Below are 15,791 nucleotides of genomic sequence, written 5' to 3'. Positions count from 1 at the left end.
GGTGGGAGAGGGAAAAGGTGCACTAGATGTGCAGTTCCTGCAGTTTTTCTTTTGGCAGGGCCAGCTCTTCGTTGCTGTTGACGCGAACATCACGCTCGATGATGTGACGCGCGATCTCCTGGGCTTCTTCCAGAGAGTGCATCTGGTATGTGCCGCACTGGTAGACGTTCAGCTCGGGGATCTGGTTCTGCTCTTTTACCTTCAGCACGTCCTGCATGGCCGCTTTCCAGGCATCAGCAACACGCTTCTCTTCAGGCTGGCCGATCAGGCTCATGTAAAAACCGGTACGGCAGCCCATCGGAGAGATATCGATAATCTCCACGCCGTTACCGTTCAGGTGGTCACGCATAAAACCAGCAAACAGGTGTTCCAGGGTATGAATGCCTTTCTCTGGCATCACTTCTTTATTCGGCACGCAGAAGCGCAGATCGAAAACGGTGATCGTGTCGCCGTGCGGAGTGTTCATGGTCTTCGCCACGCGGACTGCAGGTGCTTCCATACGGGTATGGTCGACAGTAAAGCTATCTAATAACGGCATACGTCACCTCCGATAGTGATTTTTTTTAAAATAAACTGAACTCTTCTACAGAATGCACGTCTGAGTATATGAAAGACGCGCATTTGTTATCATCATCCCTGAATTCAGAGATGTATATTTTGGCCACAGCGATGTGGCCTTTTTCTTTTCTGCTTAAGCCTGCTTCGCCAGGAACGCCTCAAACGACTCCGTATCCGCCGCTTCGACCTCTTTCTGACGTACGACAGACGCATCGCGCTCCGCCGCAAAATCCGCTTCGCTCAGGATCTCTAATGGCTCCTGCATCAGCATTTCACGGTACTCCGCGGAGAGTGCACGCCCTGTTCCGCCGATGCCCTGTTCAATCATAGAACGCAGAATACGCGCCGAGAATGTCAGCTCCGGGTTATCAAAGCATTCCACTAACTGGTCGCAGACCTGTTGATACGCTTCGCCACCGTAAAGGCTGTCCATTGTCTGGGCAACGCGCTTCAGGTCGCGGAACAGATCTTTACCCACTTTCTGCAGCGGGAACTGCGCCGTTTCACAGCCGATACCCAGCGTCAGGCCCGGTTTGCGCCCTTCCAGGATCACGCGGTTCCAGTTAGTGCGGGTACAGAGCAGTTCGTCTGAACTCATTTCCGGCGCATCGGCCAGCACACACCAGACCATAAACAGATCCAGGAAGCGAACCTGCTGCTCATCAACACCGACCGGTGAGAACGGGTTGATATCCAGTGAGCGCACTTCAATGTATTCGATCCCGCCGCGCTGCAGCGCATCCGACGGGGTTTCACCGCTGCGCGACACGCGCTTCGGACGAATCGGTGCGTACAGTTCGTTTTCAATCTGCAGCACATTGCTGTTGATTTGCAGACGTTTGCCGTCTTTTTCGAGGCCGATTTTCTCGTACTCTTCCGACGGGGTTTTGATCGCCCGCTTCAATCCTGCCACATATTCGTGCAATTCGTTAAACGTAATACCGAGATTGCTTTGCGATTTATTGGTATAGCCAAGGTCGCTCAGACGCAGCGAGGTGGCATACGGCAGGTAGTACATTCCGCACGCGGTCTTCTCGAACGGCAGCGTCGTCGGTTTCCCCTGCAGGAACGAGGAGCATATAGCCGGAGACGCACCAAACAGGTAAGGAATAACCCAGCCAAAACGGTAATAGTTGCGGATCAGGCGGAAATAACCCGCGGAGATCGCGTCCTTATCCGTTTCACCGCATTTCGCCTGCCAGAAAGCCATCGGCAAAGAGAAGTTGTAATGTACGCCTGAGATCGTCTGCATCAACGCGCCGTAGCGGTTTTTCAGACCCTCGCGATACAGCGTTTTCAGTCGACCGATATTCGACGTGCCGTATTGCGCCAGCTCAATCTCCTGCCCCTGCTCGATATAGCAGGGCATGCTGAGCGGCCACATACGCTCATCGCCCATATTTCGGGCGGTGTAGCGATGGATGTCGCGCAATATCGTCAGCATATGATCAATATCACCGTCCACCGGAGTGATAAATTCCAGCAGTGCTTCAGCGAAATCGGTAGTGATCCATTTATGTGTCAGCGCCGAGCCTAACGTCTTCGGGTGACCCGTCGTCGCTAAGCTGCCATCCGCGTTTACGCGCAGCGTTTCACGCTCAAGGCCACGCTGAATACCCTTCAGTGCCTGAGGGTGGTTTTCCAGCCAGGCCAGCGCCTGTGATACGTCCGGGATCAAATTGACCTCCCGCCTGTCAAAGTAATGTTACTCAGCATAATTGTAATGGTTGACGATTGAAGGTCGCGTATTCATTCCACCAATTAGTGCCACCACGTCATACCCTGTAGTGTTGCCCACGCCATAAGAACATAGCGCAACGCCTTGCCAAGGCACAAAAAAAAGAGCACCGGCCCCCAGGAGATGCGCATCCATCCCGCCAGCAGACACAGTAAATCGCCTATTACAGGCATCCAGCTTAATAACAGCGTGGCAGCGCCATAGCGTTTTAGCCAGCCGACTGCCTTTTCCTGCCAGCGCGATTTTTCACGCAGCGGAAAGAAACGCCCAAGAATAACGTTAGTCAGCCCTCCAAGGCTATTACCCATTGTTGCTATTAACACAAGCAACCAGGGCTGACTCACGCCAGACAACAGCATCGCCACCAGCACCACTTCCGAATTACCCGGTAAGAGCGTAGCACTTAAAAAACTGCTGGCGAATAATGATAAAAGTGACAGCGCGTCACTCACAGTAAGCGAACATCCACCGCATCCATTCCGGCAGCACGCGCGGCCTGAATGCCAAAGTCGGCATCTTCAAAGACAACGCATTTTGCCGCCGGCACACCCATTCGTTCTGCACAAAGCAGGAAGGTGTCCGGTGCGGGTTTGTGATTTTTAACATGGTCGGCGGCAACCACAGCAGAAAAATAGTGGCGCAGGCCAAGATGATTGAGCAGCGCTTCGGCGATGGCGCTTTCGCTGCCCGTGCCGACCGACATCGGGCGACGTCCGTGCCACTCTTTTACCACGTCAATAAGCGGCAGAGGACGCACGGTATCCAGCAGGATAGCTTTGACTGCATCGGTTTTTTCACGCGCGAGCTGGTGCGGATCGAGATCGGCCTGATTAAGTTCAATCACGGCCTGTGCGATACGCCAGGTAGGAGATCCGTTGAGGGCAATCATCGCCTGGAGATCGAAGCGCATACCGTAACGTCCAAGAACGTCCGTCCAGGCCTGGCGATGCGTGGGTTCGGTATCTAGAAGCGTGCCATCCATATCGAAGATCAAACCGTCATACTGTGCGTACATCGTGCTCTCGCTAACCGATTAACAAAGGGTTACTTTATCGTAAACGGGCGTTTTTGTCGCTGACAGAGAGTGTGATTGCTGACGGAACGTCGAAGGAATAAACAAACCAGGAGAAGATGGTGCATCCGGGAGGATTCGAACCTCCGACCGCTCGGTTCGTAGCCGAGTACTCTATCCAGCTGAGCTACGGATGCATCGGGATTTACTGCTATTGCTGCTGATACTTGGTGTCACTTCAAAAGCAACACAAAGTAATAGATGGTGCATCCGGGAGGATTCGAACCTCCGACCGCTCGGTTCGTAGCCGAGTACTCTATCCAGCTGAGCTACGGATGCATCAGGGTACTGCTTTCAGAAATAGTAAATGGTGCATCCGGGAGGATTCGAACCTCCGACCGCTCGGTTCGTAGCCGAGTACTCTATCCAGCTGAGCTACGGATGCATCGGGATTTACTACTGTACTGCTCGATGTTCATATCACTTCTAAAGCAATATGAAGTAATAGATGGTGCATCCGGGAGGATTCGAACCTCCGACCGCTCGGTTCGTAGCCGAGTACTCTATCCAGCTGAGCTACGGATGCAAAATGGCGGTGAGGCGGGGATTCGAACCCCGGATGCAGCTTTTGACCGCATACTCCCTTAGCAGGGGAGCGCCTTCAGCCTCTCGGCCACCTCACCACACAACGCCTCTTTCGAGTGCTTCGAGCCACTCGTTAAGAGCTTCTCGTCGCTGCGTGGCGCATATATTACTTTCTGGGACTTATAAGTCAAACAATTTTCCAAAAGCTTTTATCGTTTGCACAAATCACACGCAATTCGCATGTAAAAGCCGCAAAGAGAGTGTTTTATAAGCGGATTTTGCAGGTATCCTCACAGAAATCTATGAAGAGAAGCGTGTGGTTTGGACGAGATAAGCTGGCGAGAGTGGTTAAAAACAGAGCGATTGAAATCGAACGGTAACTTTAAGCAGGAAAAATAACAGGAGGGGTTGCGTCTCGCCCGACAGCGAGACGCGACAATATCAGTAACTGGACTGCTGGGATTTTTCAGCCTGGATACGCTGGTAGATCTCTTCACGGTGGACAGATACTTCTTTAGGAGCGTTAACACCAATACGTACCTGGTTACCCTTTACCCCTAAAACTGTCACGGTGACCTCATCCCCAATCATGAGGGTCTCACCAACTCGACGAGTCAGAATCAGCATTCTTTGCTCCTTGAAAGATTAAAAGAGTCGGGTCTCTTGTATCCCGGCATTATCCATCATATAACGCCAAAAAGTAAGCGATGACAAACACGTAAAGTGTAAGCAGTCACGGCATCACATTCTGTTAAACGTAAGTTTAGCCGATATACACAAACTCAACCTGACTTTATCGTTATCGATAGTGCAGTGAACAAGACGCCATAACGTTACCGCTATGGCGTCTGTTTGTGCTTTGTAGTTATTACAGTTTCGCGCTTACCCAGCTTTCAACGCTGGCCAATGCCGCAGGAAGTGCCGCCGCATCCGTACCACCGGCTTGCGCCATGTCCGGACGACCGCCACCTTTGCCACCCACCTGCTGGGCAACCATGCCAATCAGTTCCCCTGCTTTAACGCGGTCTGTCACATCCTTAGAGACGCCCGCAATCAGAGAAACCTTACCTTCTGCTACCGTCGCCAGTACGATAACCGTCGAACCAAGCTGGTTCTTGAGATCGTCGACCATGGTACGCAGCATCTTAGGCTCTACACCTGCCAGATCGCTGACAAGCAGTTTGACGCCCTTAATGTCTACAGCCTTGCTGGAGAGGTTTGCACTCTCCTGCGCCGCAGCCTGCTCTTTCAGCTGCTGCAGCTCTTTTTCCAGCTGGCGAGTACGATCCAGCGCAACACGCACTTTCTCGCCCAGATTCTGGGTATCGCCTTTCAACAGCTGCGCGATATCGTGCAGTTGGTCGCTCTGCGCATGCAGGCTGGCAATCGCGCCTTCACCGGTCACCGCTTCAATACGACGCACACCTGCCGCCGTACCGGATTCAGAAATGATGCGGAACAGACCGATATCACCGGTACGCGATGCGTGTGTACCACCGCACAGCTCGGTAGAGAAGTCGCCCATGCTCAATACGCGAACACGGTCGTCATATTTCTCACCAAACAGGGCCATCGCACCTTTTTTCTTCGCCGCGTCGAGATCCATAATGTGGGTTTCGATTGGCAGGTTACGACGGATTTGCGCGTTCACCAGATCTTCCACCGCACGGATCTCAGACGGTTTCATCGCTTCAAAATGCGAGAAGTCGAAACGCAGCACTTTGTCGTTAACCAGAGAACCTTTCTGTGCAACATGCGTTCCCAGAACCTCACGCAGTGCAGCGTGCATCAGGTGCGTTGCCGAGTGGTTAAGACGGATGCGTGCGCGGCGCGCTTCATCAACATTAGCCTGAACGCCCTCGCCCACTTTCAGGGAGCCTGAAACCAGTTTACCCAGATGACCAATCGCCTGGCCGTATTTCTGAGTGTCGTTCACGCTGAAGCTGAAACCGTTGCCTTTCAGTTCGCCTTTATCGCCAACCTGACCACCGGATTCCGCATAGAACGGGGTTTTATCCAGAATGACAACTGCATCCTGACCTGCGCTGATGCTGTCTACGGCTTTGCCGTCAACAAACAGGGCGGTCACTTTGCCAGTCAGTTCCAGCGCTTCATAACCTTTAAATTCAGACGCGCTATCCACGCGGATCATCGCGTTGTAGTCTGCGCCAAAACCGCTGGACTCACGCGCACGACGACGCTGCTCCTCCATCGCCGCTTCGAAGCCCGCTTCGTCCACTTTGATGTTGCGCTCACGGCAAACGTCCGCCGTCAAGTCAACCGGGAAGCCGTAAGTGTCGTACAAGCGGAAGGCGGTTTCGCCATCCAGCGTGTCGCCCTTAAGCTTAGCGAGTTCTTCATCCAGCAGCGCCAGACCACGCTCCAGCGTACGGGCAAACTGCTCTTCTTCAGTCTTCAGTACTTGCTCAACCTGCGCCTGCTGGCGTTTCAGCTCGTCACCTGCAGAACCCATTACGCCAATCAGTGGCCCAACGAGCTTATAGAAGAAGGTGTCCTTCGCGCCCAGCATGTTGCCGTGACGGATAGCACGACGAATGATACGACGCAGCACATAGCCACGGTTTTCATTCGACGGAATAACACCGTCAGCAATCAGGAACGCACAGGAACGGATATGGTCTGCGATTACGCGCAGTGATTTGTTGTTCAGATCGGTCGCGCCAGTCACTTCTGCAACGGCTTTGATCAGGGTGCTGAACAGATCAATTTCGTAGTTGGAGTTAACGTGCTGCAGAACAGCCGCAATACGCTCCAGGCCCATACCGGTATCAACGGACGGTTTTGGCAGCGGCTCCATGGTGCCGTCGGCCTGACGGTTGAACTGCATGAAGACGATGTTCCAGATCTCAATGTAGCGATCGCCGTCTTCTTCAGGGCTGCCTGGAGGGCCACCCCAGATGTGGTCGCCGTGATCGTAGAAGATCTCGGTGCACGGACCGCAAGGGCCGGTGTCACCCATCTGCCAGAAGTTGTCAGACGCGTACGGTGCGCCTTTGTTGTCACCGATGCGAATAATACGTTCGCGCGGGATACCGACTTCTTTTTCCCAGATTTCGTAGGCTTCGTCATCGGTTTCATAGACGGTAACCCACAGACGCTCTTTCGGCAGGTTGAACCAGTTTTCACCGGTCAGCAGTTCCCACGCGTATTGAATAGCATCATGTTTGAAATAGTCGCCGAAGCTGAAGTTACCCAGCATTTCGAAGAAGGTATGGTGGCGCGCGGTGTAACCGACGTTTTCCAGGTCGTTGTGTTTACCGCCCGCACGCACGCAACGCTGTGAGGTTGTGGCGCGGGAATAATTACGCTTGTCGAGACCAAGGAACACATCCTTGAACTGGTTCATCCCGGCGTTGGTAAACAGCAGAGTTGGGTCGTTGTTCGGCACCAGGGAGCTGCTGGCAACAACCTGGTGTCCCTTACTATGGAAAAAATCGAGAAACGCCTGACGGATCTCAGCGGTGCTCTTGCTCATAATTATCCTGAAATCAAGCTAACGAAATGTCGTAGCAAGCCGGTATCGGTAAACCCCTGGACAGACCTGCTACTGGAAAAAGTGGGAATAAGATAAGTTTTCTTTGGTGGGAAGTAAAATCCCGCATGCGTTCAATCGGCAAAATTACGCCAGATATCCTGAATATCTTCCATCAGAAAGCCGCGGTAGAGCAAAAAGCGCTGGATTTTGACTTTTTCTGAAAATTCACGCGGCAGCGGTTCACCGTATTTACGAATCGCCTGCTCTTTTGCCAGCGCACACCAGTCGGTGTCACAGTCGCGCATCGCTTTTTCGATGGACTCACGGGCAACGCCCTTCTGGTTCAGCTCCTGACGGATACGCGCCGGACCGTATCCCTTACGGCCACGGCTGGCCAGGAACCGGGAAGCAAAACGGTCGTCATCCAGATAGTGATGCTCGTAGCACCAGGCAATCACCCGGTCATAATCTTCCGCGATGGCATCAATCTCTTCCGGCCCATTTTTACTCATCACCGGGGCCGACAGTTTACGCCGCAGCTCTTGTTCACTGTGGTCACGCACGGCAAGGATCCGCACCGCGCGGTCCAGTAATCGCGCATAAGCGGGTCGACGCGTTGTGGATTCGCTCATAAAAAACCTGCTGGTTCTGAAATGCAAAAAGGGCCGCATCAGCAGCCCTTCATTTTTAAACGAAAGCCTTAAAAGTCTTCGTTAGTTTCTTCAGCATCCGCACCATCAACCACAAAATCAGGTTTAGAGTCCTGGTTGTTCAGCAGAAGCTCACGCACTTTCTTCTCGATCTCTTTCGCTGCAGCCGGGTTCTCTTTCAGCCAGGAGATCGCATTCGCTTTACCCTGACCAATTTTATCGCCGTTGTAGCTGTACCATGCGCCCGCTTTTTCGATCAGCTTCTCTTTCACGCCCAGGTCAACCAGTTCGCCGAAGAAGTTGATACCTTCACCGTAGAGAATCTGGAATTCAGCCTGTTTGAACGGCGCGGCGATCTTGTTCTTCACGACCTTCACGCGGGTTTCACTCCCCACCACGTTCTCACCTTCTTTCACCGCGCCGATACGGCGGATATCCAGACGGACAGAAGCATAGAATTTCAGCGCGTTACCACCAGTAGTGGTTTCCGGGTTACCGAACATCACGCCAATTTTCATACGGATCTGGTTGATGAAGATCAGCAGCGTATTGGACTGCTTCAGGTTACCGGCCAGCTTACGCATTGCCTGGCTCATCATACGTGCCGCGAGGCCCATGTGAGAGTCGCCGATTTCGCCTTCGATTTCCGCTTTTGGCGTCAGCGCAGCAACGGAGTCGACCACGATAACGTCAACCGCACCGGAACGCGCCAGCGCGTCACAAATCTCCAGCGCCTGTTCACCTGTATCTGGCTGAGAACACAGCAGGTTATCGATATCCACGCCCAGCTTACGAGCATAAACAGGGTCCAGCGCGTGCTCGGCATCGATAAAGGCACAGGTTTTACCTTCACGCTGCGCCGCGGCAATCACCTGCAGCGTCAGGGTGGTTTTACCGGAGGATTCTGGCCCGTAGATCTCTACGATACGGCCCATTGGCAGACCGCCCGCGCCGAGCGCGATATCCAGAGAAAGCGAACCGGTGGAGATCGTTTCCACATCCATGGTACGGTCTTCACCCAGGCGCATGATGGAGCCTTTACCGAATTGCTTTTCGATCTGGCCCAGTGCTGCCGCCAACGCTTTCTGTTTGTTTTCGTCGATAGCCATTATTACTCCTGTCATGCCGGGAGAAGCGACTGTGCTTCACCGTGGATTTCTGTTCTGTTGGTGCAATTATACTGTATGGTCATACAGTATCAAGTGTTTTGTAGAAATTGTTGCCAGAGCGTTTTTAACGCATAAACGGTGGCCTGACGACGCACGCTTTCACGATCACCGCTAAAGCACTCGCGACGCGTGATCCCTTCACCTTTAGAGGTGGCAAAACCAAACCAGACGGTGCCGACAGGCTTCACGTCACTGCCGCCGTCCGGGCCGGCGATACCGCTAATAGAGATGGCATAATCTGCACGCGCCGCTTTTAGCGCACCAATCGCCATCTCAATCACTACCGGTTCGCTGACCGCGCCATGCTGTTCAAGCGTGGATTCATGCACGCCAATCATTTGCGCTTTAGCTTCGTTACTGTAGGTCACAAAGCCGCGTTCAAACCAGGCGGAACTGCCTGCAATATCGGTAATGGCTTTAGCAACCCAGCCGCCGGTACAGGATTCGGCAGTCGTAATAGTCGCGCCACGTTGCTTAAGCGCCAGTCCTACGACTTCGCTAAGCTGCATCAATTCATGGTCAGTCATTCTCGCTCCGGGCATCAGAAAAACGTGCAGCACAAGATAGCACTTTCTCGTCAGATATGGAGATGAGGATCATGTTTTACGAGGGGGGTTCAGAAAAAAGCCGATGCGAATGCACCGGCTAAGAAAAGGTTACTTCATGCTCCTGGCGAGGGTATTTACGTTATGGCGAAACGCCTTAACGTAGGTATCCGCCACGCCGCCTTTGGCCGACAGCGCCTCCGGGTAAAGTTCGCCCCCCGGCTGCGCACCGGTGGCCGTGGCAATTTGTTTAACCAGGCGCGGGTCGAGCTGGTTTTCCATAAACCAGGTTTTCACCCCGTCCGCTTTAATCTGATTGATAATCTCAGCCACCTGCGCTGCGCTGGCTTCGCTCTCTGACGACAAGCCCTGCGGCGCAATAAAGGTTACGCCATAGGCGCGGCTGAAGTAGCCGAAGGCGTCATGGCTGGTGAGGACTTTACGTTTTACCTGCGGGATCTGGCTGAACTGCGTTTTGGCCCAGCTGTCCAGTTGCATAAGCTGCGCGATATAGGGTTGACCGGTGGCCTCCAGCGCCGCCTTATCTTCAGGATCGGCTTTTACCAGACCGGCAAGGATATTTTGCGCATACAGTGCCCCGTTCGCCGCGCTGTTCCAGGCATGCGGATCTGTCACGGTTTTCCCGTCCTCTTCAAGCGTGTGGGTTTTCACCCCGGTCGAAGCCACCACCAGTTGGCCCTTAAATCCGGAGGCCTTCACCAGCCGGTCGAGCCAGCCCTCCAGCCCCAGACCGTTCACCACCACCACATCGGCCTTGCTGAGCGCCGCACTGTATTTCGGCGACGGTTCAAAGGTATGCGGATCGCCGTCCGGCCCCACCAGCGTGGTCACATTGACCCGGTCGCCCCCTACCTCACGCGTGATATCTCCCAGAATGGAAAAACTGGTGACCACATTGAGCGTTTTCGCCATTACGCCCTGTGACAACATCCCGAGCGCGAGCGCCATTATTAACCCTGTACGTTTCATCATTTCCCCTTGCGTTAAAAAAGCGCACGCAGGCTGCCAGCCAGGTGGCTTCGTGTGCCAAATAAAACAGAAATAAAGAACAGCGCGCTGGCGGTCAGCACGATGGACGGCCCGGCGGGTAAACTCACCGCCCAGGAGAGGCTTAACCCCAGCCATGCGCAAAAAACGCCGCTGATGCCCGCCAGGCAGAGCAACCCTGGCAGGGTGCGCACCCAGCAGCGTGCCGCCACCGCCGGCAACATCATCAGCCCGACGGCCATCAGCGTGCCGAGAACCTGAAATCCGGCCACCAGGTTAAGCACCAGTAGCGCCAGAAACAGCCCGTGCAACAGGCCGGGCAGCCAGCGGGCGTTAACCTGTAGCCAGGCGGTATCGAACGCCTCAGTCACCAGCCCACGATAGAAAACTGCCAGCGTCACCAGCGTGAAGATGCACACGCCAGCCACAAACAGCGCGGCGTCGTTATCCACCGCCAGAATGGAGCCAAACAGCAGGTGCAGCAGATCGACGTTCGAACCACGCAGTGACACCAGCGTCACGCCCAGCGCCAGCGAGCCGAGATAGAACCCGGCAAAACTGGCGTCCTCTTTGAGCGGCGTACGTCGACTGACCAGCCCGGCCACCAGTGCCACGGCGATCCCGGCGATAAACCCGCCGATGCTCATCGCCAGCAGTGACATACCGCTCAGCAGATAGCCCACCGCAACGCCGGGTAAAATGGCGTGTGAAAGGGCATCGCCCATCAGGCTCATCCGGCGCAGTTGAAGGAAAACGCCCAGTGCCGTGGTGCTGACGGACAGCGCCAGGCAAACCACCAGCGCGCGACGCATAAAGCCGTATTCGATAAATGGCTGAAAGAAGAGATGCCAGATCATGCCACCCTCACCCGCTCGGTTTTCCAGTGCGGAATAGCCGTATCCAGCCGTAGTGTTTGCGGAAAATGACGCGATACGCGCTCGCTGTCATGCAATACCGCAAGCAGGGTCTGGCCCTGCATGTACATCTCAAGCATCAGGTCCATCAGCACATTACAGGTAGCTTCATCGACGCCGGTAAAAGGTTCATCCAGCATCACCAGCGGCGCCTGTTGCACCAGGATCCGCGCAAATAGCATGCGCTGAAACTGGCCGCCGGAGAGTGCATCGATGGTAGATAACGCCATGGCGTCCAGCCCGACACGCTCCAGCGCGCTGGCAATGCGCGAGCGTGTTTCCCGACGAAAGCCGGAAAAGAGCGACACACGCGGCCAGCAGCCCATACTCACCACATCCTGCACCGTCAGCGGAAACTGCGCCTCCAGCGCGTGACGCTGTGCCAGCCAGCCAATCACCGGGCGTTTCTCCTGCCAGCGAAAACGGCCGCTCACCGGCGGAATAAACCCGGCGAGCGTTTTGAGCAGCGTGGATTTTCCACATCCGTTGGCCCCGATAATGGCGGTCATACTTCCGCGTTCAATTACGCCCGACAAGGCACGCGTAACGGGCATGCGGTCGTAACCCGCAACCAGTTCATTCATGACAATCATGGCAATGCCACCGCCCAGCGCACGGCCAGCCCGATAAACACGATAATCACCAGCGCCAGCAGAAACCTAACTGCCGCAGACAAAGAGAAAAGGGACGTTGACATGTTGACACCACATTAAATGTTATAACGTAACAATAATGAAAGGCGATTGAGATGTAAATGGCGCGTTTGCAAAGGGAGTGTGGCGAAATGTTTCTGCAAAATTCCCCTCTCCCGTGGGAGAGGGAGGAATAAAGCGACTTACTGACTAAACGGCGATGCCGCAGGGACACGCGCCTGCGATACCGCCAGGCCCAGCTGCCACACGGCCATCGCATAGTGCGTGCTGTGGTTATAGCGGGTGATGGTGTAGAAGTTTGGCATACCGTACCAGTACTGATACCCGGTTCCTACATCCAGACGCAGCAGGCTCACCTGATCGACATTACCCAGCGGCTGCGTTGGCGTTAAACCTGCCGCCGTCAGCTGCGCAACGCTGTATTTGGTTTTGAAGCCGTTTTCCAGACCAAACGCTTCGCCGTTAGCCTGCACGGCAACCTGCCCACCCGGCGTCCAGCCGTGTGCCTTGAAGTAGTTCGCCACGCTGCCGATGGCATCCACCGGATCCCACAGGTTGATGTGACCATCTCCGTTAAAGTCGACGGCATACTGCTTGTAGGAAGAGGGCATAAACTGGCCGTAGCCCATCGCTCCGGCAAACGACCCTTTCAGATCGAGCGGGTCATCCTGTTCGTTACGCGCCATCAGCAGGAAGGTTTCCAGCTCGGAAGAGAAGTACTCGGCACGACGCGGATAGTTAAACGAGAGCGTGGCCAGCGCATCAAGAATGCGTGTTTTGCCCATCACGCGGCCCCAGCGCGTTTCCACGCCAATAATGCCGACGATGATTTCAGGCGGCACGCCGTAGACCTGCCACGCGCGATTGAGGGCATCTTCATACTGATTCCAGAACACCACGCCATTTTGCACGTTGTCCGGGGTAATAAACTGTTTGCGATAGCGCAACCACGCACCGTTTGGCCCGGTTGGCACCTGCGCTGACGGTGCCTGCCTGTCCATCAGACGCAGCACGTAGTCCAGACGTTTCGCCTGCGACAAGATTTCATGCAGTTGCTGTCTGTCAAAGCCGTGTTTGCTCACCATTTTATCGATGAACTGTTCGGCCGCCGGGTTATTCGCGAAGTCGCCCCCCATCTGCATCATATTGTGCTGCGGCTCCAGCAGGAATCCTCCTGAAGGCGCGCCAGCCGTCTGCACAGCGGCTTCAGTCTTGGGTTTACTACTACAGGCGGACAGCAGAATAAGCGCAGGTAACAACGCTGCATAACGACGCTTGAACATGGGACATCCATTTAACGGGTTCGATAAGAACCCAGTATGGTAAAGCATCCGCAACACCTCAAGGAAGCGGTACGCGCCTTACCCACCAAATCTTTACGCTCCTCAACGCAAATCTGCGCTTTTTTCAACCAAAATGCGTCTCCCCCGCCCATTAACTTTCAAAATAATCCATTTTTCTTTCATTGTGAGATCTGATTAACACTTTAAAACCTTTCAAAGTGATTATTATTAGTCCCAGTAATACAAAACAAGAAAAGCCTCACAGGAGAGAAGAATGATAGAAACCATCACCCACGGCGCCGAGTGGTTCATCGGGCTATTTCAGAAAGGCGGAGAAGTCTTCACCGGCATGGTGACCGGGATCCTGCCCCTGCTGATCAGCCTGCTGGTGATCATGAACGCGCTGATTAATTTTATCGGCCAGCAACGCATTGAACGCTTCGCCCAACGCTGTGCCGGGAACCCGTTATCCCGTTACCTGCTGTTGCCCTGCATTGGAACCTTCGTTTTCTGCAACCCCATGACCTTAAGCCTCGGCCGCTTTATGCCAGAAAAATACAAGCCGAGTTATTACGCCGCCGCCTCATATAGCTGTCACTCCATGAACGGCCTGTTCCCGCATATCAACCCGGGGGAATTGTTTGTTTATCTCGGCATTGCCAGCGGCCTGACCACGCTTGGCCTGCCGCTCGGCCCACTGGCGGTGAGCTATCTGCTGGTCGGCCTGGTCACCAACTTCTTCCGTGGCTGGGTGACCGATCTCACCACCACCATTTTTGAGAAAAAAATGGGCATCCAGCTTGAGCAACGCGTTCATTTGTCAGGAGCCACAGCATGAGCCGGATCCGCATTGAGAAAGGCACGGGTGGCTGGGGCGGCCCGCTGGAGTTCGACGCCACCGAAGGCAAAAAAATCGTCTATATCACCGCAGGCACACGCCCGGCGATTGTCGACAAACTACGCGAGCTGACCGGCTGGGAAGCGGTCGACGGTTTCAAAGAAGGCGAACCACCGGAGGCGGAAATCGGCGTGGCAGTTATCGACTGCGGTGGCACCCTGCGCTGCGGCCTCTATCCGAAGCGTCGCATTCCGACGGTGAATATTCACTCCACCGGAAAATCAGGACCGCTGGCGCAGTACATCCTCGAAGACATTTATGTCTCAGGCGTGAAGGAGGACAACATCACGCTGGTGAATGGTACGCCCGCGCCGCAAAAAGCCGCACCGCGTGATTACGACACCAGTAAGAAGATCACCGAGCAGAGCGACGGCCTGCTGGCGAAGGTCGGCATGGGAATGGGATCCGCCGTGGCGGTACTGTTCCAGTCCGGGCGCGACACCATCGACACGGTGCTAAAAACCATTCTGCCGTTTATGGCCTTCGTCTCCGCGTTAATCGGCATCATCATGGCCTCCGGTCTGGGAGACTGGATCGCCCACGGCCTCGCCCCGCTTGCCAGCCACCCGCTCGGTCTGGTGACGCTGGCGCTGATCTGCTCCTTCCCGCTGCTGTCGCCGTTCCTCGGCCCGGGGGCGGTGATTGCTCAGGTCATCGGCGTCCTGATTGGCGTGCAGATTGGTTTGGGCAACATTCCTCCGCACCTGGCTCTGCCTGCGCTGTTTGCCATTAACGCTCAGGCGGCCTGCGACTTCATTCCCGTTGGCCTGTCGCTGGCCGAAGCGCGCCAGGACACCGTACGCGTGGGCGTGCCGTCTGTGCTGGTCAGTCGTTTCCTGACGGGCGCACCGACGGTGCTGATTGCCTGGTTCGTTTCCGGCTTTATTTATCAATAAGAGGTTCCTGCGATGACCGTGATTTATCAGACCACCATCACCCGCATCGGCCAGAGCGCGGCCGATGCGCTCAGCGACCAGATGCTGATCACTTTCCGTGAAGGTGCACCGGCAGATATCGAAGAGTTTTGTTTTATCCACTGCCACGGCGAGCTGCACGGAGCGTTAAAGGCAGGAAGCCAGCTGGAGCTGGGCGACACCCGCTATGCCGTCACCGCCGTGGGCGACGTGGCCGAGCAAAACCTGCGCGAGCTGGGCCACATCACCCTGCGGTTCGATGGCCAGCCGCAGGCAGAGTATCCCGGCACGGTTCACGTGGAGGGGCCGGTTCCGCAGGCTGTTACCCCAGGCTGCACATTAAAATTTGTTGCGTAATTAAGGAGAGC

General features: G+C 54.9%; 16 protein-coding genes and 5 tRNA genes. 3 read left to right on the top strand and 18 right to left on the bottom strand.

Annotated features, from left to right (window positions below):
- Nucleotides 1–22: 22 nt before the first annotated feature.
- From luxS to mltB, 18 genes are all read right to left on the bottom strand, one after another.
- Nucleotides 23–538, bottom strand: a complete 516-nt coding sequence (gene luxS, locus M8370_RS05260) for an S-ribosylhomocysteine lyase (RefSeq protein ID WP_013098432.1) — start codon at nucleotides 536–538, stop codon at nucleotides 23–25.
- A 153-nt stretch (nucleotides 539–691) separates the two neighbouring features.
- Nucleotides 692–2,236: a glutamate--cysteine ligase gene (gshA, locus tag M8370_RS05255; RefSeq protein ID WP_250020602.1), complete on the bottom strand. Its 1,545-nt coding sequence runs from the start codon at nucleotides 2,234–2,236 to the stop codon at nucleotides 692–694.
- 83 nt (nucleotides 2,237–2,319) lie between these two features.
- Nucleotides 2,320–2,748, bottom strand: a complete 429-nt coding sequence (locus tag M8370_RS05250; protein ID WP_048970502.1) for a YqaA family protein — start codon at nucleotides 2,746–2,748, stop codon at nucleotides 2,320–2,322.
- Complete coding sequence (gene yqaB / locus M8370_RS05245; RefSeq protein ID WP_020686219.1) at nucleotides 2,745–3,311, bottom strand: fructose-1-phosphate/6-phosphogluconate phosphatase; 567 nt, start codon at nucleotides 3,309–3,311, stop codon at nucleotides 2,745–2,747. The genes M8370_RS05250 and yqaB overlap by 4 nt, the downstream gene beginning before the upstream one ends.
- Nucleotides 3,312–3,428: 117 nt before the next feature.
- Nucleotides 3,429–3,505 (bottom strand) — tRNA-Arg (locus M8370_RS05240).
- A gap of 65 nt (nucleotides 3,506–3,570) precedes the next feature.
- A tRNA-Arg gene (locus tag M8370_RS05235) sits at nucleotides 3,571–3,647 on the bottom strand.
- 29 nt (nucleotides 3,648–3,676) lie between these two features.
- A tRNA-Arg gene (locus tag M8370_RS05230) sits at nucleotides 3,677–3,753 on the bottom strand.
- 64 nt (nucleotides 3,754–3,817) lie between these two features.
- Nucleotides 3,818–3,894: transfer RNA gene (locus M8370_RS05225), tRNA-Arg, on the bottom strand.
- 4 nt (nucleotides 3,895–3,898) lie between these two features.
- A tRNA-Ser gene (locus M8370_RS05220) sits at nucleotides 3,899–3,991 on the bottom strand.
- Between the two features lie 343 nt (nucleotides 3,992–4,334).
- Nucleotides 4,335–4,520, bottom strand: a complete 186-nt coding sequence (csrA, locus tag M8370_RS05215; RefSeq protein WP_000906486.1) for a carbon storage regulator CsrA — start codon at nucleotides 4,518–4,520, stop codon at nucleotides 4,335–4,337.
- A 241-nt stretch (nucleotides 4,521–4,761) separates the two neighbouring features.
- Nucleotides 4,762–7,389 carry an alanine--tRNA ligase gene (gene alaS, locus M8370_RS05210; RefSeq protein WP_095428019.1) on the bottom strand — a complete coding sequence of 876 codons (2,628 nt, stop codon included), beginning with the start codon at nucleotides 7,387–7,389 and terminating at the stop codon, nucleotides 4,762–4,764.
- Between the two features lie 131 nt (nucleotides 7,390–7,520).
- Entirely contained in the window at nucleotides 7,521–8,021 is a 501-nt protein-coding gene (gene recX, locus M8370_RS05205; protein ID WP_045294916.1) for a recombination regulator RecX, read from the bottom strand.
- A gap of 68 nt (nucleotides 8,022–8,089) precedes the next feature.
- On the bottom strand, nucleotides 8,090–9,148 hold the full coding sequence (gene recA / locus M8370_RS05200; protein ID WP_013098438.1) for a recombinase RecA: 1,059 nt from the start codon (nucleotides 9,146–9,148) through the stop codon (nucleotides 8,090–8,092).
- An 89-nt stretch (nucleotides 9,149–9,237) separates the two neighbouring features.
- On the bottom strand, nucleotides 9,238–9,735 hold the full coding sequence (gene pncC, locus M8370_RS05195; RefSeq protein WP_013098439.1) for a nicotinamide-nucleotide amidase: 498 nt from the start codon (nucleotides 9,733–9,735) through the stop codon (nucleotides 9,238–9,240).
- Between the two features lie 129 nt (nucleotides 9,736–9,864).
- Nucleotides 9,865–10,743, bottom strand: a complete 879-nt coding sequence (locus M8370_RS05190) for a metal ABC transporter substrate-binding protein (protein ID WP_250020606.1) — start codon at nucleotides 10,741–10,743, stop codon at nucleotides 9,865–9,867.
- Nucleotides 10,744–10,757: 14 nt separating this feature from the next.
- Nucleotides 10,758–11,618 (bottom strand): metal ABC transporter permease, encoded by an 861-nt coding sequence (locus tag M8370_RS05185; protein WP_013098441.1) that lies wholly within the window; start codon nucleotides 11,616–11,618, stop codon nucleotides 10,758–10,760.
- The gene (locus M8370_RS05180) at nucleotides 11,615–12,268 is read right to left on the bottom strand and encodes a metal ABC transporter ATP-binding protein (protein WP_038420474.1); all 654 of its coding nucleotides are present in this window, start codon (nucleotides 12,266–12,268) and stop codon (nucleotides 11,615–11,617) included. Before M8370_RS05180 ends, M8370_RS05185 begins: the two co-directional genes overlap by 4 nt.
- A 242-nt stretch (nucleotides 12,269–12,510) precedes the next feature.
- The gene (mltB, locus tag M8370_RS05175) at nucleotides 12,511–13,611 is read right to left on the bottom strand and encodes a lytic murein transglycosylase B (RefSeq protein ID WP_023620633.1); all 1,101 of its coding nucleotides are present in this window, start codon (nucleotides 13,609–13,611) and stop codon (nucleotides 12,511–12,513) included.
- A 274-nt stretch (nucleotides 13,612–13,885) separates the two neighbouring features.
- Between mltB and srlA the strand changes: the two genes are divergently transcribed.
- From srlA to srlB, 3 genes are read left to right on the top strand one after another with little or no spacing between them, the layout of a single operon-like run.
- Nucleotides 13,886–14,449, top strand: coding sequence for a PTS glucitol/sorbitol transporter subunit IIC (gene srlA, locus M8370_RS05170; RefSeq protein WP_013098444.1), 564 nt, complete (start codon nucleotides 13,886–13,888; stop codon nucleotides 14,447–14,449).
- Nucleotides 14,446–15,405, top strand: a complete 960-nt coding sequence (gene srlE / locus M8370_RS05165; RefSeq protein ID WP_013098445.1) for a PTS glucitol/sorbitol transporter subunit IIB — start codon at nucleotides 14,446–14,448, stop codon at nucleotides 15,403–15,405. Before srlA ends, srlE begins: the two co-directional genes overlap by 4 nt.
- A 12-nt stretch (nucleotides 15,406–15,417) precedes the next feature.
- Nucleotides 15,418–15,780 carry a PTS glucitol/sorbitol transporter subunit IIA gene (gene srlB, locus M8370_RS05160; protein ID WP_013098446.1) on the top strand — a complete coding sequence of 121 codons (363 nt, stop codon included), beginning with the start codon at nucleotides 15,418–15,420 and terminating at the stop codon, nucleotides 15,778–15,780.
- The last annotated feature ends 11 nt before the right edge of the window (nucleotides 15,781–15,791 follow it).

This window comes from Enterobacter cloacae complex sp. OE43NF, assembly GCF_023544405.1.
In the GTDB taxonomy this organism is placed as follows: domain Bacteria; phylum Pseudomonadota; class Gammaproteobacteria; order Enterobacterales; family Enterobacteriaceae; genus Enterobacter; species Enterobacter cloacae.
The sequence above is the reverse complement of the archived record's forward strand: the minus strand, read 5'-3'. Positions and strand labels throughout refer to the sequence as shown.

Bases quoted from the DNA above. Each gene is read 5' to 3' on its own strand.
- srlE (WP_013098445.1), top strand. From the start codon at position 14,446: ATGAGCCGGATCCGCATTGAGAAAGGCACGGGTGGCTGGGGCGGCCCG.
- csrA (WP_000906486.1), bottom strand. From the start codon at position 4,520: ATGCTGATTCTGACTCGTCGAGTTGGTGAGACCCTCATGATTGGGGAT.
- alaS (WP_095428019.1), bottom strand. From the start codon at position 7,389: ATGAGCAAGAGCACCGCTGAGATCCGTCAGGCGTTTCTCGATTTTTTC.
- mltB (WP_023620633.1), bottom strand. From the start codon at position 13,611: ATGTTCAAGCGTCGTTATGCAGCGTTGTTACCTGCGCTTATTCTGCTG.
- M8370_RS05190 (WP_250020606.1), bottom strand. From the start codon at position 10,743: ATGAAACGTACAGGGTTAATAATGGCGCTCGCGCTCGGGATGTTGTCA.
- recA (WP_013098438.1), bottom strand. From the start codon at position 9,148: ATGGCTATCGACGAAAACAAACAGAAAGCGTTGGCGGCAGCACTGGGC.
- luxS (WP_013098432.1), bottom strand. From the start codon at position 538: ATGCCGTTATTAGATAGCTTTACTGTCGACCATACCCGTATGGAAGCA.
- recX (WP_045294916.1), bottom strand. From the start codon at position 8,021: ATGAGCGAATCCACAACGCGTCGACCCGCTTATGCGCGATTACTGGAC.
- yqaB (WP_020686219.1), bottom strand. From the start codon at position 3,311: ATGTACGCACAGTATGACGGTTTGATCTTCGATATGGATGGCACGCTT.
- pncC (WP_013098439.1), bottom strand. From the start codon at position 9,735: ATGACTGACCATGAATTGATGCAGCTTAGCGAAGTCGTAGGACTGGCG.
- srlB (WP_013098446.1), top strand. From the start codon at position 15,418: ATGACCGTGATTTATCAGACCACCATCACCCGCATCGGCCAGAGCGCG.
- M8370_RS05180 (WP_038420474.1), bottom strand. From the start codon at position 12,268: ATGATTGTCATGAATGAACTGGTTGCGGGTTACGACCGCATGCCCGTT.
- M8370_RS05185 (WP_013098441.1), bottom strand. From the start codon at position 11,618: ATGATCTGGCATCTCTTCTTTCAGCCATTTATCGAATACGGCTTTATG.
- srlA (WP_013098444.1), top strand. From the start codon at position 13,886: ATGATAGAAACCATCACCCACGGCGCCGAGTGGTTCATCGGGCTATTT.